Genomic DNA, 20,327 nt, shown 5'->3' on the forward strand with positions numbered 1-20,327 from the left:
GTCCCCACTACGCTGGAAGGAAGGCAAGTAGCATGTGCGATTCGAGTTCAATCGGCGGACAGGCGATATTCGAAAGCCTCGGAAGGCAGCACAGTGGCTGCATCAATCCTTTTCTTCATTTCAGCCCCACCCGGAAACCCTCGTAACATGTTGAGGTAGTTGCGTACGGCACCATTGATACCCGCCAAGCAGGCCTTCGACTTGACCCAGTTCTGTGGGCTGAACACGCGATTGGCGGGTTGGGGTTCATTCGCGGCCGCTTCTAGTGCCATGTTCAAGCACGTTCCGGCGATGCGAACGATTTCCTCAGTCATGTTCGATTGCTGTGCAAGTTCAAGTGCTTTGGCTGTGTTAGGTACTCGATCAGACTGGTTGCTCGAAATCGCGAAGATCATGGCGACTGCGTACAGGTGGTGATACGGGGCGTAGGCTTTCATCGCCAATAGGGTTTCATTCAAGCTGAGGGGATTGTCAGGCACCCATGTAGCCTGCACTTCGTTCATCCATGCGTTGAGAGCATATACTGTCTCTGGTGGGCAGTCCTTGTTTCTAAAAAGCGTTTCAAAATACTTGTCGAATATTTTGCTTTCCCCGTACGACAAATTGGGTCGCAGCGTCTGCCATGCAACGAGGTTTTTCGCGAAGGACGACAACTCTATAACATGGCTTTTGTTCTTATCTGCTGGAGCGGCCTCACCGCGTTTCGTGATGAAGTAGCCGCTAGGATACCTAAGCTCGTAGGCTTTCTTTATGGCCAGCACCCGTTTGTCATTGCTTCGCAGGTCTCGGGCTTTTACCGCGCTCTGCGAGTTGGTGTAGATTGAGATTTTGTCGGCTCTGTCGCGCTGAGGTATCTCGTAGAACCGAAAAAGGATGAAGGCGTCATCGACTTTCTTTACGGTCTCGCTGCACGATAGGATTGTATTTAGGGACTGACAGCCGTTAACAATGCTCAAGCCCCAGAGTGAAAGTGTGTCGCCTTCTAGTGCCATCTTGTTGCATAGAGCGGTAACGCCGTTGTGGAAGAAAAAGAAGTCGCTACGCTTGTCGCCCAGTATTGAGCTCCTGATGCCCTTATTGACAGCATTGCTTGATCCAAGGCTCTGACGCACGTTCTTCTGAAACAGGGTGCCGTCCTTGATACCAGGGAGCTTCACGCATTCTTTGAGTGGTACAGCTGCTATCAAGACAGGCGTACCAGCGATCTCGTGATACATGTGCTTAACGCCAGCGAGGGGAAGCTTGTAGTTTATGCTCGGATTGTCAGCTTCGATGGCGTAGTCGTAGCGCCGCCTGAGTTCGTCGCCGTCAATAACGTGAATGGTTGCGTCGAACGCCTCATTCTCACTGAGTTTTGCCAGTTCGTCTTGAAAAGCCGCTAGATCGTGTTGGGCGGCCGTAGTCAGCGTTCCCGTAGTTATCAGCTCGAAAGATACCTCGTAGTCTTCCTCAAGAGCCGCTGCCAGTTCCGGAAGCTTCCTAGCCAGCTTTTGATTGGCGACATTTTGAAGTCGTGCAAGGTCTTTAATTTGCATCCATGACGATAAGACTTCACGCAACGGTTCGGCATCGACACTGCCACCGCTGATGAATTTACCCTGCACGATGCGTATTAGTTGCTTGTCGTCATCAACGATAAGAGCGTCTATCTGCTTGTCGTCTGCGCCATCGGTAATGTCGTCACGGGTTTCATTCATGTCTCGGAAGAGAATGTTTCGAAGGTACCATGCGACGAACCGCTGACCGTCGTTAGGGAAACGCTGCTGGAAATACTCGGTAGAAATCTGCGCCTGTATGAGATCGTACATCAATATGTTCCACATGGGCTGTGCAATGATCGGGAGAGCGGCTGGAGGTTCCGGCTTGAGAGAGTTCTGTTAGTCTCTCCTTCAGACCGATGTACCCGCATCTAGCTCATCCAGACGCCAAAGGCTTGCGACGTGATGTGGGTTTTCTCCCGCTGTATAGATGAGGCGCTTTCCGTTTCCAGTCATGTCTTTAGCCTGAAACAACTGTGGCGCATCACGGATTTCTCTCGGCGTCAGCTCCTTCTTGGCTCTATCTTCCAGTAGTCGCAGTATGTCCTCTTCAGAGGCCTTGCTCCAAGGAAGAAATTCTTCGGATACGACGGTATAGCCGTCCATTTTTTGTATTCGCCACACCTGGTTTTGAAAACCAGTCATAATGTCAGTCATTGAGTATGGGCCTCCCTGCGGTACGTCCCTAACGAGGGCAAACAAGAGATCATACAGTCGTACATTGTGTTGACCTGCGAAAACCAGAAATTTTTACGAGGGGGCATTTAAGCTATTCCGTACAGGCATTTCCCCCACGGGGCGTCACTTGTTCACTGATGCCGGGGCATAGCCACTGTTCCCTACACAACTTAACTCTCCCGCCTCTCCTTCAACAAAGGAGGTATAAGTGGAGGTATGGGGGCTTGTCCGCAGAGGTATACCGTAACGTACATCTGAAATGATGTACGAAAGACTGTACGTAAGGGTTGACTTGGTTCAACGTACATGCTTTTTAACGGACGCGACCTTAACGGATAAAGGAATGGGCCATGTCAAAGACGGTGCTCTATGCCCGCGTATCAACCATAGACCAAACGCTTGACCACCAGCGGACACACGCCGAGCAAGCAGGCTTTGTCATTGACGAGGTCATTGCCGACCATGGCGTGTCAGGCGTAAGCACCAAGCTTGCAGAACGGCCGGAAGGCAAGAGACTGTACGATAAGCTGCGCCACGGTGACGTGCTGGTTGTCCGCTGGGTCGATAGGCTCGGTCGCAACTACGAGGACGTGACCGACGCCATACGGCACTTCATGCGGCAAGGGGTGATCGTGAAAACCGTCATCAATGGCATGACTTTCGACGGCGCGACAGCCGACCCGATTCAGCAGGCCGTCAGGGACGCGCTGATTGCGTTCATGGCCGCGACAGCGCAAGCTCAAGCCGAAGCCACGAAAGCCGCTCAGCGGGCCGGTATCGAGGCAAGCAAGGGCGATGGCGGACGCTACCGGGGCAAGAAGCCGAGCTATGACCGGAAGGCGTTCGGACAGGTCGTGGACATGCTGGCTATCGGCAATGGCGCTTCCGAGATTTCCAAGGCAACCGGATTGACCAGACAGACCGTGCTCAGGATCAAGAGCGATCAGGCCGGGGCTGAGGCCGCTCTCGCAAAGTGGGGGCTTTGATTGGTTAAGTTATTCATATGTATCAACAAAATTTGATGCAGTCTTATTTGCACTAGTAATGGCGGACGGAGGCCTTAGGCCGATCCGCCTAGGTTTGGATCAGATAACCAATCAAGTCTTCTTTGCTCGTAACCAGCGTATTCACCCACTGCTTCGAAAAAGGCATGATCAGCCAGTTCCATTGGCTGTAATCCACCCTTGTAATCGGATTCCAGTTCGGGCTCGTGACCGCTCAGTTCCCTTACGGTTATTGATTGGCCAGTTTTCTGCCTGAACACATCTAGCATGGTGTCCTGTAAGTCATCGGCAACCGCATGATGCACAATGAAACTGTCATGTACGGGAAGGCAGGTGTAGCCGCGCTTTATAAAGCGCAACATCACCTCTTGGGCAAGGTCGCTATCAAGGCGCTGCAATTTAAGGCCGTAACCGGTTTTAAAATACTGCCGTATTGGTGCATGACGCTCCGCGATGGCATCCTGCAACTGTTGCCAGTTCAGACCCGCGTGGTGCTCCAAGAACTGGTCAGGTGGATTGATGCGGCCGGTAGCGTTGAGCATCTTGTTAAAGGTTGTCTTAATCAACGATCGCGGTACGGCTTGTGAACCGATGCTGTATGCGTCGCCTTCAAGCCTTTGTCCTACCTCAGCATACAGTAGGGCCGGATGCAGTGTCGAGTAATCGACCTCGCTTGTTCGTTTATCATTGATGGTAATATGGCGTCTGTACCCCTTGGGCACGCTCTGCCACCAGCCTCCATAGAAGCGTCCGCCCTGCTGCCAATCACCATTGTTGAAAATGCGGTTCAACGTCCTGCGTGTCAGGTCAACGACGCCGCGCTCGCGATCACCTTGTATATAATCTAGCATCATACGGCTTTGTAGCCGTTCTAGTTCTCGATCTGTGATTCGGAGGTCAATCCATTGGCGCTGAAGGTGGGCATTCACGCTCTCTAGCGCCGTCCGCATCTCGCGGGTTGCATTATCGTCATGGTACTCAACAGGTCTTCTATCGCTGTCGCGCAGGATGATTGGCTCAACCCCTTGGGTTCGCGTCAATATTCGCGGTATTGTAAGGCGAACATTGGTAAGAAGCTCAATCAGCTTTTCGGTGGCCTTGATCCGCGTAGTGCGGCCAACGCCAGTTCGGGGATCGTTGAAACCCGCGAGTACCACGTCGATATACCCGGCTTGTAGCAAAAGGTCGTATGCAGTTTTGAAGCTTGACCACCTCAGAAAGAGCGCCCGATATCTGGTCGTCTTCGTGTAATGGCTGTTACCGAGTTGTATTGCCACAAGTAGATCAGGGTCGGTTTTCCATGCGACATACAAATCCAGCACGAGGCAACGAACAGCTTCGCGGAACCGTTTGCTATCGTCATCGCCTCGTTGACGTTCGCGGCCTTCAATGCTCTCCAATTCACGCACAAGCTGACTAAGGCACGCAGCTAACTCAGGATAGTCCGACCAGCGATGCACGTCGAACGGTCTGGACGCCGCCACGCTTGCGGTTTGTCTGTTGTCTTCCGTCTCAATCATAGGATGCGCCCACGCATATTTTCTTGCGGACCCTATTAGGAAATAGACGCACCTCGGTCAAATTGCTCACCCGTGCGTTGCCTGCCCGTTGTAGAATGATAGTGCCACGCAGGTCTGCTACAGAATTTCCTTTGCGAGCGGCGCGCCGCTACGGATGTATATGTCGTGTAGAGTGTTTGCCCACTCCGCTGCCGGGACTTGGCCGTTGAACGCGTTGCGGCACCCTTCGTCATCGATACGTCCCACGAGCTCTGCCAGATGTTTGAAATCCATCCCGGTTTGTGCAGCTAGTGCCGTCAATATGTTCGAATAGTAGCTTTCGTATGGTGTCTCATCTCGGACAAGAAGCTTGGCTCTCAGCACCGGTGGAAAAGGGTACTTTTCCTTGCGCGACCAATTGTACACAGTCTGCCAAAGAGTGTCTGGTAGGAGCGGCGGGGACATGCCTCTTCGATATGCTTCACCGATCTGTGGCCAGATGTGGCTTCCCAGCACCTGCTTCCTGTAGGCGTTCCACCGATGGAATTTGGCATGATGTGCGATGACGTGGGTGACGTCCTTCTCTTTAACAGCAGCACAGTCATTGGCTTCATGGTTGGTCGCGCCAGCCCGTAGCGCCTCAAGGTAAAGGTAGCTGCGTGCAGCCTCATACATAACCGGACCGCGCCAACGAAAATACATAATGCCTGCGACGCAGGCGATGGCAATCAACAATATTGACATGAATTGTGCCCCATACAAAGGGCGGTAGGCGCGGTTCGTCCCCGCGAATAGCCCTTCGATCCTCTGGTGATCGGGGAGTTAGTAACCGTACAGCGACGGCCCCACGGCCTTTAGTTCGGAGAACCTGGACATACGCCGCAGGCTCCCCGACCATATAAGGTCGAAGAGTGGTGCTGATTTGGCAGCACGATACCTAGCTGTAGGGGTTACTACGCCCCTGAAGCCGCACGTACGGCTCCAAGGGCTGTTTCCCGCATTCGGGAATCGCTGTCAATCCTGCATCGCAGGCTCAGCTTTCCGTGCTGGCGTGCCGTAATCGAGCTTCTGCATGGCCTCTCTGCGCTGCTGTAAGGTGAAGCCTTCCTTGAAATATTGCCGGTGGGTCATGCCATCCTGCTCGTGGCCGATGATGGATTTTACCAATGGATCAGCCACCCCAGCCTGCAATAGGCGCGTATTGACCGTATGTCGCAAGCTATGGAAGACGCGCGTCTTCGATTTCAGTCCCAATTGCACAAGAAGCCTGTCATTGAACCAGCGGCTCTGCTGTCGTCCCCATCCGTTCTTCGGGTCGTAGCTGAAGTCGGGGAACAGCTTAGTCGCGTTCCTGTTGGTCATGTTCTGCACGTAGTCGAGTAGTCCGGCCTCTATAAGCTTGCTGTGTATCGGCACAAGGCGGCGAGCGGCAGACGTCTTCAAGCTCTTACGATCGCCTTCCTCATTCATGTTGAAGACCCATATGCCGTCCTCTTGATGAATGTCCTTGAGATGTAGCTGCGCGATCTCGCCGAGCCGAGCGCCTGTATAGATGCCTATGAGCGTCGCCCATTTCTGGTAGGGCTTGGTAACTAGTCCGTCGTCATTGTGCAGGACAGTTCGCAATATCAGGCGAATTTGATCGTCTGTATAAGCATCTCGCTCGCCGTCCTTGTTTTTCTTGGTCTGCTTGACGGCAAGGCCGGAGAAGAAGTTATCATTCGTATGATGGTTCTGCTTCGCCCACTCGAACAGTTCGTGGTAGGTTTGCAGATACTTGTTGATGGTCGCGACCTGTATGATCTCGACATTGGGAAGATTTAGAACATCCGCAAGCGGTCTGCCTCGCGTAAGCGGGTTCTTAGAGCGGTTGCGCGGATAAGAAAGTAGGGTGTCCTTTACCCGCTTGGCTTCCATAGCCGTAAGTGTGCGTACGTCAGTATCCCCGCCAAGGATCTCTTCTAGTAGCTTGATGTGGTCCGCTTTCTCGATGATGGTCTTTGCAGCCCAAGCGTTGCCGCGCTGTCTTTCCTTGCTGTAGGCTGTGGCAACATCGGCAATGCTCATACCGGCAGTATTCGCGGACTGGACTACGTCACCAGCAGGTGACGCGGGGTGGCTTTCGAAATCATAGCTCAGCAACGACTTATCGTAAGCCAGAACAGCCTTCATGAAGCCATGGAATGACACCTTCATTTCCCGGTCTAACCAACCGTACTCTGCACTGCCTTCCTGTATGTCGAGGTCGTATTTCGCGATGAAACGGGCCAAAAGATCATCGTCGGATTTGACGAGGGAGAGCGGAGTATCTGTTTTCCTTGCTTGCTTGGCGATGCGCTTGCTGGTCTGGTAGGTCTGCCTGTCCAGCTCGCTCAGAGGCCCCGTATCGTTCATCTCTATCTTAGCTTCGTCCAACAACTGGCGAAAATGCTCAGTCAGTACGTTTCTCAGTTCCTCGTACCGCATCCCGTAGGCAATTCCATACTCGTTCAATCGTTCGCCTATCTGGCTCAGAGAACGGGACAAGCGCAATGCTTTTCGTGGGTCGCGGGTCTGTAGCGAAAGCTTGAGCGTAGATGCTTTTTTCTGTGGATGTAGCTGCTTCGGTAGAGGCCAACGCAGGTAGAAAACACCGCATCGCGACTTCACGAGATAGGTCGGATTGAACAAACCAATGTTCCCCTTGGATGTCTCCCCAAGAAAAACCGGCGTCTAAGTCATTGATTTTAAACGAAGTGGTGGGCCCGGAGGGACTCGAACCCCCAACCAAGCGGTTATGAGCCGCCGGCTCTAACCATTGAGCTACAGGCCCTTTTCGGAAAAACCAGTCCGAAGCACCGGTTTCGCAATGGCTCGAATCCGGTGGGTCACGCTCTAACGTAATTTTTACAGGCCGACAAGCCAATGATGCTTTCGCAAAGCAGTGCCGCCGTATTAGCTACACAATCTAAGGCAATACCCTTCAAAGGGACTCAATCAACGAGGAAACACCATGAAGACAAAAACGGCCCGCCTTTTCGCACTCACCGCAATGACCGCAGCAGCCATGATGCCGCTCGCCGTCCAGGTGTCTGCACAGGAGGCTACTCCTCGCGAAGCCACCATCAGTGTTTCCGGTGAAGGCCAGTCGGCCATTGCCCCCGACATGGCGATCCTGTCCTTCAGCGTCGTCAAGCAGGCGGAGACCGCGGCTGCGGCGCTGACCGAAAACTCCAAGGCGCTTGCCGATGTTCTGAAGGCGCTGAAAGAGGCCGCCATCGAGGACCGCGACCTACAGACCAGCAACTTCTCGGTACAGCCGCTCTACAAGCACTATGAACCCAAGGATGGCGTCTATGTCGCGCCCGAGATCACCGGTTACCAGGTGTCCAACGGCCTGACCGTGCGGGTGCGCGACCTGAAAAAGCTCGGCACGATCCTCGATACCTCCGTCAAGCTCGGCATCAACCAGGGCGGCGACATCACCTTCACCAATGACAAGCCCGAAGCGACGGTGACCGAGGCCCGCAAGCTGGCCGTTGCCGATGCGCTGGCCAAGGCGAAGACGCTGACGGAAGCGGCGGGCGTGAAGCTTGGCCGGGTCATTCAGATCAGCGAAAACTCGCAGCGCCCGATGCCAATGCCGGCGGGCATGATGCGCGCTTCGATGGCGAAGGAAGCCGACAGCGTTCCGATCGCTTCTGGCGAGAACAGCTACAGCGTGGTGGTCAACGTCACCTTCGCTCTCGAGCAATAAGATCGACGGCGGGCGGCGCTTCGGCGCCGCTCCTGCTCCGTCTTGCGCTCAGCCATTCACATAACCCGAAATAAAATGCCCCTCGCCTGCCTTTCCGGACAAGCGAGGGGCATTTTTGATCCATCTACCGTACGGGGATATCGGCAGATCGATAAGGTCGCCGCTGTTAGCGGCGGACTACATATTAGCGGCGGATGACGGGGCAGCCGCGCTCATTGGCGAAGACGACGCGGTCACGGCCGCGACGGTCGAAGCCTGCAACCACGACACGGCGCGGCGATACATCGACGACGCGGGCGCGGCGAAGGCCCATGCGGCTCGCTTTTTCTTCCGCAAGCCACGGCGAGCAGCCACGGCCGGGGCGATCCGGGCGACCCCAGCCGGGACGATGGCCATAGCCATCCTGAACCTGAACTCTGAACTGAACATCCGAGCCTGCGGAAGCCGCCGGCGCAGTAAAGGAAATTCCACCGAGGGCGATGAGGGCAGCCAGGCCGGCTTTTGCGAAGGTGCTGAACATGAACTCACTCCGTTTGTTGCTTTGCCGACAGGGGAACATCCCCCGGCGATTGACGAGACCCTAGACCCGCCCGCCTGAATATCAGCAGAACCGAATGTTCAGCAGGCGTTCAGGGAGGTTAACGCGGAACGCCTCGATCCGGATCCGGATATCACGGCGAGATATGCAGCACGATTTCGCGCCGATGCGGCTCATCGCGGTGTTCGAAAAGATAAAGGCCCTGCCAGGTGCCGAGCACGAGCCTGCCGTCGCTGATCGGCACGCCGATGGAAACCGTGGTGAGCGCCGATTTGATATGGGCGGGCATATCGTCGGGGCCTTCGAGCGTGTGGATGATCCAGCGCATGGAAGGATCGTCCGAGGGCGGCACGAGACGGGAGAAAAACACCGTGAGATCGTGTCGCACATCGGGATCGGCATTTTCCTGGATAAGCAGCGAGCAGGATGTGTGCCGGACGAAGATCGTCAGCAGGCCTTCTTCCACGCCGGCATGGCTGACGAATGCCTTGGCCTCGGATGTGAATTCATAAAGACCCTGCCCGCGGGTGGCGACGATCATTTTTCTCTGCGGCACATTTTTTCCTTCAACGGGTTGGAACAAAATCGGCGCTGCCAACGTTTCAGCATGTCAAATTGTATCCGATGACGTAATGGATACGACAAGTGCGTGACGACGGCCTATAAGATCAGAACGGAAAACCGGCGTCACAGTTGCAAAAAACGGGGAAGGGTCGGCATTATCAGAATGAATTATTCAAGCTTACCCGTTCCTCGACGAACACAATATTCCCCGTACAAGACAGGCACAGGGTGCGAAAGACTGATTCATGGCCCCCAGTGACTATCATGTCGACCTGACCAATTGCGACCGCGAACCCATCCACATCCCAGGCTATATTCAACCGCACGGCTGTCTCATCGCCTGCGACAACGCCATGCGCATGGTGCTGCGGCATTCTGAAAACTGCCGCGAACTGCTGGGCGTCCAAGGCGATATCAATGGCAGGACCGCCGAGGAGGTGCTCGGCAAAAAACTCGTCCACGATCTTCGCAATGCGCTCACCGTCACCGGCAGAACCACGCGTCCCGCCATGCTGCCCGCCATGGAAATGAGCGACGGCCGCAGCTTCGATATTTCCCTGCACCGCTACAAATCCACCACCATCATCGAATTCGAGCCCTCCCGCAGCGAAACGCAGCCGCTGGGCACCGCGCGCAAGATGGTGGACCGCATCCGCGAGGCGGACAGCGTCGAAAGCCTGATCTCCAGAACGACGCGGCTGATAAAGGCGACGCTCGGTTACGACCGGGTGATGATCTACCGTTTCGAGGAAGATGGCGCCGGCAAGGTCGTGTCGGAAGCCAAGCAGCCGGAACTGGAAAGCTTTCTCGGTCAATATTTCCCCGCCAGCGACATACCCCAGCAGGCCCGCGCGCTCTATCTCAAGAACACGTTGCGCATCATATCCGACGCCAGCGGCGCCCGGGTTTCCGTGCTGCCGGCTCTCGACGCATCGGGCGAACCTCTCGATATGTCCTTTGCCCATCTGCGCAGCGTCTCGCCCATCCATTGCGAATATCTTCGCAACATGGGTGTTGCGGCTTCCATGTCGATTTCGGTGATTGTCGACGGTGCGCTGTGGGGCCTGATCGCCTGCCATCATTATTCCCCGCGCGTGCTGACGATGCCGGTCCGGATCGCCGCTGAAATGTTCGGAGAGTTTTTCTCCATGCATTTGCAGGTTCTGAAACAGAAGCGCAGGCTCGATACCGTCAACCATGCCCATGCCGCGCTTGACCGCTTTCTTCGGCTTGCCGCCCATCACGCCAACATCGAAGAACTGCTGATCGACAGCTTTCAGGATTTTGCCGATCTGATGCCCTGCGACGGCGTCGGCCTGTGGGTGGGAAACAACTGGCACGGCCATGGCGCAACGCCGCCGCATGACGCCATTCCAAGGCTGGCGCGCTTCGTCGCCTCGGCGTCGGAAGGCAAGGTCTGGGCGACGCATGCGCTATCGCAGGCCATACCGGAGGCGGAAATCTATGCCGGCACGGCAGCCGGAATGCTCGCCATTCCGCTGTCGCAGGTGAAAAACGACTACCTGTTGTTTTTCCGCAAAGAGATCGTGCAAAACCTGAACTGGGCCGGCAATCCGGAAAAATCCTACGAGACCGGCCCGATGGGCGACCGCCTCACCCCGCGCAAGAGTTTCGCGATCTGGAAAGAGACGGTCCGCCTGCAGGCACAGCCCTGGTCGGAAGCCGACCGGGAGATCGCGGAAGCGGCGAGAATTGCGCTGGTCGAGGTCGCATTCCATCACAGCGAGCTGATGGCGGGCGAAAGGGAACGCGCGGAAGTGCGCCAGCGCATGCTGAACGAGGAGCTCAACCACCGCGTCAAGAATGTTCTCGCCATCATCAAATCGCTGGTCGGCAATCCCTCGCAGGAAGGCAAGACCCTGCAGGAATATGTGACCGCCCTGAAGGGCCGCATTCAGGCATTGTCCTTTGCCCATGACCAGATCATTCGCGGTGAAGGCGGCGGCGCGCTTCGCGATCTTCTGGATGCCGAACTGTCGCCGCACCGCTCGCCGGAAACCGTTGTGAAACTGACCGGCCCGCAGGTCACGCTCGATTCGCGCGCTTTCTCCGTCATGGCTCTTGTTCTGCATGAGCTGGCGACGAACGCCGCCAAATACGGCGCGCTTTCGCAAAATGGCGGGCAATTGCATGTGCGCTGGACCATCGACGAGAACCGCGATTGCGAGATTGAGTGGCGCGAAATCCTGCCCACCAAACTGCCCCCGCCATCGCGCGCGGGCTTCGGCACCGCGCTCATCAGCCGCAGCATCCCATACGATCTCGGCGGGCGCAGCACGATACGCTATTTGCCTGATGGGCTGGAGGCGGAAATTCTCCTGCCCTCCCGTCACGTTTCCTCGGCCACGGCAGTCGCCGACACGCAAACCGAAGATGAAGCCGCGCCGCAGCCCAGACGATATAACCGGGAGGAGCCGTTGAAAGTATTACTCGTCGAAGACCAGATGCTGATCGCCATGGATGTCGAGAACATGCTGGAAGACAACGGCATCAAGGCAATCGAAACGGCAACCTCGTCGGCAATGGCCATTGAAAAGCTGAAGACCTATGTGCCGGACGTGGCCATTCTCGACATCAATCTCGGCTCCGATACATCGATCCCCGTCGCCCGGGAACTCCACCGCCGCGGCGTCCCCTTCCTCTTCGCCACCGGTTATGCGGATGGCAGCATGGTGCCGGATGAATTCGGCACCGTGCCGGTGATCAGGAAGCCCTATGATGAGGACGCGCTGATGGCGGGCATTGGGCTGCTGGTGGGGGATGCGGAGCGGGTTTAGGAGACTTATGTGAACGAGGCTTCCTGATTGGGAAAACCCGCCCTCACTGAAATCTCGTAAAGCCCCGCTTTTTCGCGTCTTCCGGGCTGACCTCATTTCCGATTTTAAACCGGAATTCCGTCACCGTGTAATTTTCCAGATCGACTTCGCACTGGAACGAGACGTCATGCCAGCCATTGCCTGTGTTGAACGCGCCGCCGGAAGCATCGATCGAATTACCGGAAATCCTGCCGCCCGTGTCCGAATAGGGGATCATGCCCCTGGCGGCAAATCCCGCACCCTGAATCTGGGCCAGGGCTTCGGTGCTGCAAAGCTGAACGACGCGGCGACGCGGTGGCAGATCGCCAAACATCTGGCGTCTCTGGGCCGGTGACAACATGGACGAAGACAGGAGGTTTTTGGCCGCCGGAAGTTTCGCGGGTTTCTTTTCCGTCACTTCCGCCGGCTTTTCTTCAGCCGGCTTGGCCTGCGGCGCCGGCGGCTGATCGGGCTGCGCTTCTTCCTTCACGGCTGAAACCGCGATTTCCCCCTGCGCTGCGGAAGCCTGAAGATCGCTGTTGGCGGCAGGAGCTGCGGGCTTTTCCTCGGCCGTTTTTTCAGGCTGGCTTGCAGGCTCCTCGGAAGGCTCGGTCTTTTCCGCTTCCTCCGTCTTGCCCGGCTTGTCCTCAGGGTCCGCCTGCGTTTCCTCGGGCCTCATGGCGATGGCCGGCAACGTCGCCTGCGGCGGCGGCAAAGGTTTTGCCTCTTGCGCCGGAGGAGCGGGCGGCGGCGGGGGTTGCGGCTTTTCCTCTTTCGCCTTCTCTTCACCCGGCGGCGGGGCCTCTTCCGCCTTTTTCTCCTCGGGCGGCGGCACCAGATCGACGCTGATGCTCTCCGGCTCCTGTGGCTCGGCTATCCGCTCCGGCAGCTCGAAAAAGAAAAGCGCTACGACGGCAAGGTGCAGCAGCACGGAGACGGGCACTGCCCATCCTCTCCTCCGCCATTTGCTTGCCGAAATCTGTTGCATCTCATCGAACCAAATCGAACCCGGGCTTATCCAGCAAAAGCGGAATGCCTGTTTTCACACATAAGGCTTGTCGCAGAGTTCGCCAGTGCGGGAAATAAAAAACCCGGCCAGCGCTGACTGACCGGGTTCAATTTTAAAGGAAACAAACAGCTTAGCTGTCGAGGAAGCTCCGGAGCTTTCGCGACCGGCTCGGATGCTTCAGCTTGCGCAGCGCCTTCGCCTCGATCTGACGGATACGTTCGCGCGTGACCGAGAACTGCTGGCCGACTTCTTCCAGCGTATGGTCCGTGTTCATGCCGATGCCAAAACGCATACGCAGAACACGCTCTTCACGCGGCGTCAGCGAAGCCAGAACGCGGGTCGTCGTCTCGCGCAGGTTCGCCTGAATGGCGGCGTCGATAGGCAGCAGCGCGTTCTTGTCCTCGATGAAGTCGCCGAGATGCGAGTCCTCTTCGTCGCCCACGGGGGTTTCGAGCGAAATCGGCTCCTTGGCGATCTTCAGAACCTTGCGCACCTTTTCAAGCGGCATGGCCAGCTTTTCGGCCAGTTCTTCCGGGGTCGGCTCGCGGCCGATCTCGTGCAGCATCTGGCGCGAGGTGCGAACGATCTTGTTGATCGTTTCGATCATATGCACCGGAATACGGATCGTGCGGGCTTGGTCGGCAATCGAACGCGTGATCGCCTGCCTGATCCACCAGGTCGCATAGGTCGAGAACTTGTAACCACGGCGGTATTCGAACTTGTCGACCGCCTTCATCAGGCCGATATTGCCCTCCTGAATGAGATCGAGGAACTGCAGACCACGGTTGGTGTATTTCTTCGCAATCGAGATCACGAGGCGCAGGTTGGCCTCGACCATCTCCTTCTTGGCGATGCGCGCTTCGCGCTCGCCCTTCTGCACCATCGAAACGATGCGGCGGAATTCGGCGATGGAAATGCCGGTTTCCGTGGAGAGGTTCTGGATTTCCTGACGGATTTCCCGGATCGTATTGCTTTCCTCGCGGGCGAATTCCTTCCAGCCGCGGGCGGCCAGATTGGCAATCGACTTCATCCAGTTCGGATCAAGTTCCGCACCGTGATACTGCTCAAGGAAGCTGTCGCGCTTGACGCCATAGGATTCGGCAAGGCGCAGCAGCCGGCCTTCGTTCTGCATCAGACGCTTGGAAATGTCGTAGAGCTGCTCGACAAGGCTGTCGATACGGTTCTGGTTCAGCGACAGCGACTTGACGGCCGTGATCAGCTGATCCTTCAATTCCTTGTAACGACGCTCCTGACCGGAAGACAGGGTGCCGGTGCAGGCAAGACGCGCCTCAACCTGCTGGTCCTGAAGCTTGCGCAGCTTCTTGTAGGTATCAGCGATGGTGTCGAGCGTTTCCATGACCTGCGGACGCAGTTCAGCTTCCATCGCGGCAAGCGAAAGATTGGACTCGTCGTCGTCCTCTTCTTCCTCTTCCGGCGGCAGGCCGTCGCCGCCAACATCCGTCACATCCTCGTCGCCGGTCGGCGCACGCAGCTTGCGGGTCTTTTCCTTCTCCTCGGCGGCCTTGCGGTCCGCTTCGATCTTTTCCGGGCTCTGGAACTGCGGAGCCGCCTTGGCTTCCGGACCGGAATAGGTGGTTTCGAGATCGATGATCTCGCGCAGCAGCGTCGTGCCTTCGTTCAACTCGTCGCGCCAGATGATCAGCGCCTGGAATGTCAGCGGGCTTTCGCACAGGCCCGAAATCATCGTTTCGCGGCCGGCCTCGATGCGCTTGGCGATGGCGATTTCGCCTTCGCGCGACAGAAGCTCCACGGAACCCATTTCGCGCAGATACATGCGCACCGGATCGTCGGTACGGTCGGTCGGTTCCTTCTTCTTGGCGGTCGCAAGCGCGGTGCCGCTGGAAGGGGCAAGTTCCCCACCCTCGGAATCGTCGCTATCGGAATCGCTGTCGTCGTCGCTGCTGGCGGCTTCCTCGGCGTCCTCGTCCTCGATGACATTGATGCCCATGTCGGACAGCATCGCCATCGTGTCCTCGATCTGCTCGGAGGTCACCTCTTCAGACGGCAGGACGGAATTCAGCTCGTCCATCGTCACATAGCCGCGCTTCTTGGCGGCCTTGATCATTTTCTTGACCGCGTCATCCGAAAGGTCGAGAAGCGGGCCGTCCGTCGCACCGTCGCGTTCGTTTTCTGCTTCTTCGTTTTCTTTGACTTTGGTTGCCATCTATCTCGTCGCTTTCCCTGACGCTAACACCTGTTCCGCCGCATCGCCGTCCGCCCCTTGAGCATCCGGCGCATTGCCGCGAATCACTGTCAGACACCTAACGGAGTGATCTTTAATTGCCGATTAACCACGGCAGCCTCAGGCAGAATGCAAAGACAGTGCACCCGGAAATGCTTGCTCATGCAATTTCTATCCGCCAAGGCTCATTCCACCTTACTTTTCCTGAAATGGTGATTCCCGCTATTTCCCGCCCCGTCAAGCCTTTGAGGGCGAGACAGCCAAGGAAATTCTTAAAAAGAGCCGCATTTTGCGGGTTATCACCAGACCATCCCCTATTTAGGACGCCTGCCGCAAAAGGCAACCCCAAACACCTTTCAATTCTGCCGACCGCCCTCAGCCATGGCCGACGGCCGGCCCCTTCACCCGGCCGGACATGACCCCGAAACCATCGATGATCGCCTCCTGATTTTCCATACGGCCGATTTCCAGCTGCACTTCGGCCAGCGCCCGCACCAGCAATGTACCGCGTTCGTCATCCGTCGCCTCGGCGATTTCCCGCTCCAGTTCCTTTTTCTGCCAGAGCAGGGATTTCGTCCTCTTATGCAGGGAAAGCGCCTGCACGTAACCCTCGCGCGCATCCTCCATCGCCGCCTGCTCCGTCGCCGTCCACAGGCGGGCATTGCGAACCTGCTGATCCATGGCCTTCAAAAGCACCTCGAAACCCTGCTGCGACAGGCGCTCGATCAGCCCCGCCCGCGAAATCTCCGCCGCACTTTCCGCCGCATAGGTCAGCACCGTCGACCACAGGCGCTGCAGATCGCGGTTCTCGTAGTCAATGGCGGCGATCTCGTCATATTCCTCGAGCAGCAATTCGGGATGGTTGACGATGGTGATGGCAAGAACGCTTTCCCGGAGCGAAGGCTTGGTCTGATAGCCCCTGACAAGGCCAGACTGCGCCAGCCGGTCTGAAATGCTGCTGGCCGGCGCGGCCATCGCCCCGCCCCGCCCCGGCGCATTGCGCTGGAAGCCGCGTCCTGCCGGCTGCGCGCCATTGCGGCGGAAATTGCCGTTCTGAGCCCCGCTTTGCTGAAAACGCGGCTGGAAAAAACCGTTCAGCCTGTCGCGCATATCCTGCTGGTAAAACCGGCGCACCGTCTCGTCGCCGATAACGGCCACGATCTGCCGCAACCGGCTTTCAAGCTGCGCGCGTTTTTCCGGCGTATCGAAAGTGACGCCGGAGGTCTCGCGGCTCCAGATCATCGCGGCCAACGGCTTGGCTTCAGACAGCACCCGGTCAAAAGGCGCACGCCCCTCCAGCCGCACGAGATCGTCCGGATCCTTGCCATCGGGCAGAAGCGCAAAGCTGACGGAACGATCCGGCTTGATATGCGGCAAAGCGAGATCGGCCGCACGGTTGGCGGCGCGAATGCCCGCGCCATCGCCATCGAAGCAGAGAACCGGCTGTGGCGACATTTTCCAGAGGAGATCGAGCTGGCTTTCGGTCAGCGCCGTGCCGAGCGGAGCGACGGCATTTTCCACACCCGCCTGATAGAGCGCGATAACATCCATATAACCTTCGACGGCGATGACCGAACCGCCGGCCGCCTGCGAGGCGCGCCGGGCGCGGGCGAAATTGTAGAGAACATTGCCCTTGTGAAAGAGCTCTGTTTCGTTGGAATTCAGATATTTCGCCACCGCATCCGCCGCCATCGCGCGGCCGCCGAAAGCGATCACCTTTTCCCGCGACGACAGGATCGGGAACATGATGCGGTCGCGGAAGCGGTCGTAGGAGACCGGCACATTCTCATGCACCACCAGCCCGCAGGCCTCCATCTGTTCCTTCGTCACGCCCTTGCTCGCCAGATGCTCTTTCAGCGCATTGCGGCTATCGGGCGCATAACCCAGCCGGAAAGTCTCGATGGTGCGCCCGGTCAACCCGCGATCGCGCAGGTAAGCCCGCGCCCGCGCTCCGAGCACCGTCTGCAACTGGTCCTGAAAGAACAGCGTCGCCATTTCCATGACGTCCTGAAGCGAGGTGCGCTCACGCTCGCGCTTTTCCGCCTGCGGATCGGGCTGCGGCATCGAAATGCCGGCCATATCGGCAATCTGCTGCACGGCCTCCGGAAAACTCAGGCCCTCAAGCTCGGTCAGAAAGCGGAAGTGATCGCCGGAAACGCCGCAACCGAAACAATGATACCGCCCCTTGCGGTCCTCGCAGTGGAAGCTCGGGCTTTTTTCCCCATGGAACGGGCAGCAGGCCCAATAATCCCCGCGCGACGTGTTGGTCTTCTTCTTGTCCCAGGACACACGTCGGCCGATCACATCGGAGATGTGCACGCGGTCGCGTATCTCATCGAGGAAAGAATTGGAAAAGCGCATGGGTTACCTATTCGAGGCCAGTCTTTCATATAAGCGCGGAAAGAGGCCAGCACAAAACTTAAAGAACAGGAATACCCGATATTCACAGGCCACGACGGCGAAATCACATCGCCATTGCGCCCGCTTCGGGCAAATTTATGGCACCGCAGCATCACCAAAAATTATGTTTTTGTAATTTGAGCCGGCCGCAGCGGCGATGTAAAAACATAAACGAAGGCAGCAATTGACCTCCGTATAATCTGCCGACGCCCGCAGGCACGTCCCCCGAAAAAAGCCTGTGAAGGACCGCATTTTGATCCGCCGGAATGCGTTTTCGTCGACAGAAAAAAGGCAGGGCAGCCCACATCTGCCCTGCCTTTACTTTTTAAGAATGCCCGAACTTACTTCAGCAAATCCTTGACGACGCCGGAAGCCTTGGCGAAGTCGATCTGGCCGGGATAACGCTCCTTCAGCGCATTCATGCACTTGCCCATGTCGCGCAGGCCGGACGCGCCGGTCTCAGTGATGACGGCCTGGCAGAGTTCGCGCACCTTCTCGGCCGGGATTTCTTCCGGCATGAATTCCTTGATGATGACGATTTCCTCGCGCTCCTGAGCGGCAAGCTCGGGGCGGCCGGCGCCTTCATAGATATTGGCGGATTCTTCCCGCTGCTTCACCATCTTGGTCAGGATCTGCATGATGTCCTCATCGCTGACGGGGTCCTTGCCCACGCCGCGATTGGCGATATCGCGATCCTTGATGGCGGTCTGGATGAGGCGCACGGTCGAGGTGCGGCGTGCATCACGAGCCTTCAATGCGTCCTTCAAAGCGTTTGCGAACGTGTCGCGCATCATTTTTCTTCTCCTTGGGAAAGCGCTTTCCGCAGCTTCTCGATACGGAAACTTTCCACCTCATTTTGCGAAACGACATAAACGAGCAGACACGCTCAAGCAAATCAAATGCATAAGACCTTGAAAATACGGTGGTTTAATTCCACGTAAATCTTGGCCCTGCGGTTGACCGCTTGGGCTGCTTTCGTTATTTTCCGGCACCTGCACGAGATTTTAACGAAGGGTCGGAACGCGAGCTTTATCGCGCGCCCCTTTATGTCACGAAGCCTGCGACAAAAATGGCCCCTTACCCCCTGCCTTTCAAGAGGCGGGGTGCGAAGCGGCAGAAACGGAACGAGATGACCGAGACAGCGCCCTGGACTACCCGCAAACCGACCGCAATGCTTGTTCTTGCCGATGGCACGGTGATTGAAGGAACGGGCATCGGCGCAACCGGCAAGGTTCAGGCCGAAGTCTGCTTCAACACGGCGCTGACGGGTTACGAGGAAATCCTGACCGACCCCTCCTATCTCGGCCAGATCGTCACCTTCACCTTCCCGCATATCGGCAATGTCGGCACCAATGAGGAAGACATCGAAGACCTGACGCCCGCCGCCCGCCGCGGCGCCGTCGGCGTCATCTTCAAGGCCGACATCACCGATCCGTCGAACTTCCGCGCCGCCAAGCATCTCGACGCCTGGCTGAAGGCCCGCGGCGTCATCGGCCTTTGCGGTATCGACACCCGCGCGCTCACCGCATGGATCCGCGAAAACGGCGCGCCGAACGCGGTCATCGCCCATGACCCGAACGGCGTCTTCGACATCGAAGCGCTGAAGGCGGAAGCCAAGGCCTGGAGCGGCCTCGTCGGCCTCGATCTCGCTATCGAAGCCACCTCCGGCCAGTCCTCCACCTGGACGGAAACGCCGTGGGTCTGGAACAAGGGTTATGGCACGCTCGGCGAAGCCGATGCCAAGTACCACGTCGTCTGCGTCGATTTCGGCGTCAAGCGCAACATCCTGCGCCTCTTTGCCGGTCTGGATTGCAAGGTCACGGTCGTTCCGGCCCAGACGTCGGCCGAAGACATTCTGGCGCTGAAGCCGGATGGCGTTTTCCTCTCCAACGGTCCGGGAGACCCGGCAGCGACGGGCGAATATGCCGTACCGGTCATCCAGAACCTCATCAAGAGCGAGCTGCCGATCTTCGGCATCTGCCTCGGCCACCAGATGCTCGGTCTCGCCGTCGGTGCAAAGACCGAAAAGATGCACCAGGGCCACCACGGCGCCAACCACCCGGTCAAGGACTTCACCACCGGCAAGGTTGAAATCGTCTCCATGAACCACGGCTTTGCGGTCGACACCAAGTCGCTGCCGGATGGCGTCGAAGAGACCCATATCTCGCTGTTCGATGGCACCAATTGCGGCCTGCGCATCGTCGGCAAGCCGGTCTTCTCCGTCCAGCACCACCCGGAAGCATCGCCCGGCCCGCAGGACAGCCACTATCTCTTCCGCCGCTTCGTCAACCTGCTGCGCGAAAGACAAGGCGAGGCAGCGCTCGCCGAGCGCTGATGCCTCG

The 20,327-nt window shown here is 57.4% G+C and carries 15 protein-coding genes and 1 tRNA gene; 4 read left to right on the top strand and 12 right to left on the bottom strand.

What is annotated here, in order from left to right:
- Nucleotides 1-47: 47 nt before the first annotated feature.
- Nucleotides 48-1,808 (bottom strand): AIPR family protein, encoded by a 1,761-nt coding sequence (locus tag CFBP4996_RS09140; RefSeq protein WP_121490264.1) that lies wholly within the window; start codon nucleotides 1,806-1,808, stop codon nucleotides 48-50.
- An 81-nt stretch (nucleotides 1,809-1,889) separates the two neighbouring features.
- Nucleotides 1,890-2,195, bottom strand: coding sequence for a hypothetical protein (locus tag CFBP4996_RS09145; RefSeq protein ID WP_080851299.1), 306 nt, complete (start codon nucleotides 2,193-2,195; stop codon nucleotides 1,890-1,892).
- A 371-nt stretch (nucleotides 2,196-2,566) separates the two neighbouring features.
- Here CFBP4996_RS09145 and CFBP4996_RS09150 point away from each other — a divergent pair, with 371 nt between their 5' ends.
- Nucleotides 2,567-3,202, top strand: coding sequence for a recombinase family protein (locus tag CFBP4996_RS09150; protein WP_080851297.1), 636 nt, complete (start codon nucleotides 2,567-2,569; stop codon nucleotides 3,200-3,202).
- Nucleotides 3,203-3,276: 74 nt separating this feature from the next.
- Here the strand turns inward: CFBP4996_RS09150 and CFBP4996_RS09155 are convergent, their stop codons facing one another.
- From CFBP4996_RS09155 to CFBP4996_RS09170, 4 genes are all read right to left on the bottom strand, one after another.
- A complete protein-coding gene (locus CFBP4996_RS09155) occupies nucleotides 3,277-4,740 on the bottom strand; it encodes a hypothetical protein (protein ID WP_080851295.1) in 1,464 nt (487 codons plus the stop codon).
- 117 nt (nucleotides 4,741-4,857) lie between these two features.
- Nucleotides 4,858-5,463, bottom strand: coding sequence for a hypothetical protein (locus CFBP4996_RS09160; protein WP_080851292.1), 606 nt, complete (start codon nucleotides 5,461-5,463; stop codon nucleotides 4,858-4,860).
- Between the two features lie 270 nt (nucleotides 5,464-5,733).
- Nucleotides 5,734-7,389, bottom strand: coding sequence for a site-specific integrase (locus CFBP4996_RS09165; RefSeq protein WP_137396241.1), 1,656 nt, complete (start codon nucleotides 7,387-7,389; stop codon nucleotides 5,734-5,736).
- 66 nt (nucleotides 7,390-7,455) lie between these two features.
- Nucleotides 7,456-7,531 (bottom strand) — tRNA-Ile (locus CFBP4996_RS09170).
- A gap of 180 nt (nucleotides 7,532-7,711) precedes the next feature.
- On the opposite strand from CFBP4996_RS09170, the gene CFBP4996_RS09175 reads away from it, so the two are divergent.
- Nucleotides 7,712-8,455 carry an SIMPL domain-containing protein gene (locus CFBP4996_RS09175; protein WP_080851287.1) on the top strand — a complete coding sequence of 248 codons (744 nt, stop codon included), beginning with the start codon at nucleotides 7,712-7,714 and terminating at the stop codon, nucleotides 8,453-8,455.
- A 184-nt stretch (nucleotides 8,456-8,639) separates the two neighbouring features.
- Here CFBP4996_RS09175 and CFBP4996_RS09180 read toward each other — a convergent pair whose 3' ends face one another.
- Both CFBP4996_RS09180 and CFBP4996_RS09185 read right to left on the bottom strand, forming a co-directional pair.
- Nucleotides 8,640-8,975, bottom strand: coding sequence for a hypothetical protein (locus CFBP4996_RS09180; protein WP_080851285.1), 336 nt, complete (start codon nucleotides 8,973-8,975; stop codon nucleotides 8,640-8,642).
- A gap of 151 nt (nucleotides 8,976-9,126) precedes the next feature.
- The gene (locus tag CFBP4996_RS09185; RefSeq protein WP_080851283.1) at nucleotides 9,127-9,549 is read right to left on the bottom strand and encodes a secondary thiamine-phosphate synthase enzyme YjbQ; all 423 of its coding nucleotides are present in this window, start codon (nucleotides 9,547-9,549) and stop codon (nucleotides 9,127-9,129) included.
- 253 nt (nucleotides 9,550-9,802) lie between these two features.
- Here CFBP4996_RS09185 and CFBP4996_RS09190 point away from each other — a divergent pair, with 253 nt between their 5' ends.
- On the top strand, nucleotides 9,803-12,355 hold the full coding sequence (locus CFBP4996_RS09190) for an HWE histidine kinase domain-containing protein (protein WP_080851281.1): 2,553 nt from the start codon (nucleotides 9,803-9,805) through the stop codon (nucleotides 12,353-12,355).
- A gap of 43 nt (nucleotides 12,356-12,398) precedes the next feature.
- On the opposite strand, the gene CFBP4996_RS09195 is transcribed toward CFBP4996_RS09190, so the two are convergent.
- The 4 genes from CFBP4996_RS09195 to CFBP4996_RS09210 all read right to left on the bottom strand — a co-directional run bounded on the left by CFBP4996_RS09195 (nucleotide 12,399) and on the right by CFBP4996_RS09210 (nucleotide 18,779).
- Entirely contained in the window at nucleotides 12,399-13,316 is a 918-nt protein-coding gene (locus CFBP4996_RS09195; protein WP_162935837.1) for a DUF930 domain-containing protein, read from the bottom strand.
- A gap of 196 nt (nucleotides 13,317-13,512) precedes the next feature.
- Nucleotides 13,513-15,567, bottom strand: coding sequence for an RNA polymerase sigma factor RpoD (rpoD, locus tag CFBP4996_RS09200; RefSeq protein ID WP_035260974.1), 2,055 nt, complete (start codon nucleotides 15,565-15,567; stop codon nucleotides 13,513-13,515).
- 393 nt (nucleotides 15,568-15,960) lie between these two features.
- Nucleotides 15,961-17,946, bottom strand: a complete 1,986-nt coding sequence (gene dnaG / locus CFBP4996_RS09205; RefSeq protein WP_080851277.1) for a DNA primase — start codon at nucleotides 17,944-17,946, stop codon at nucleotides 15,961-15,963.
- Nucleotides 17,947-18,326: 380 nt separating this feature from the next.
- Complete coding sequence (locus tag CFBP4996_RS09210) at nucleotides 18,327-18,779, bottom strand: GatB/YqeY domain-containing protein (protein ID WP_003522833.1); 453 nt, start codon at nucleotides 18,777-18,779, stop codon at nucleotides 18,327-18,329.
- A 335-nt stretch (nucleotides 18,780-19,114) separates the two neighbouring features.
- Between CFBP4996_RS09210 and carA the strand changes: the two genes are divergently transcribed.
- Nucleotides 19,115-20,320, top strand: a complete 1,206-nt coding sequence (carA, locus tag CFBP4996_RS09215; protein WP_080851275.1) for a glutamine-hydrolyzing carbamoyl-phosphate synthase small subunit — start codon at nucleotides 19,115-19,117, stop codon at nucleotides 20,318-20,320.
- The last annotated feature ends 7 nt before the right edge of the window (nucleotides 20,321-20,327 follow it).

It is taken from the genome of Agrobacterium leguminum (assembly GCF_005144435.2).
GTDB classification, from domain to species: domain Bacteria; phylum Pseudomonadota; class Alphaproteobacteria; order Rhizobiales; family Rhizobiaceae; genus Agrobacterium; species Agrobacterium leguminum.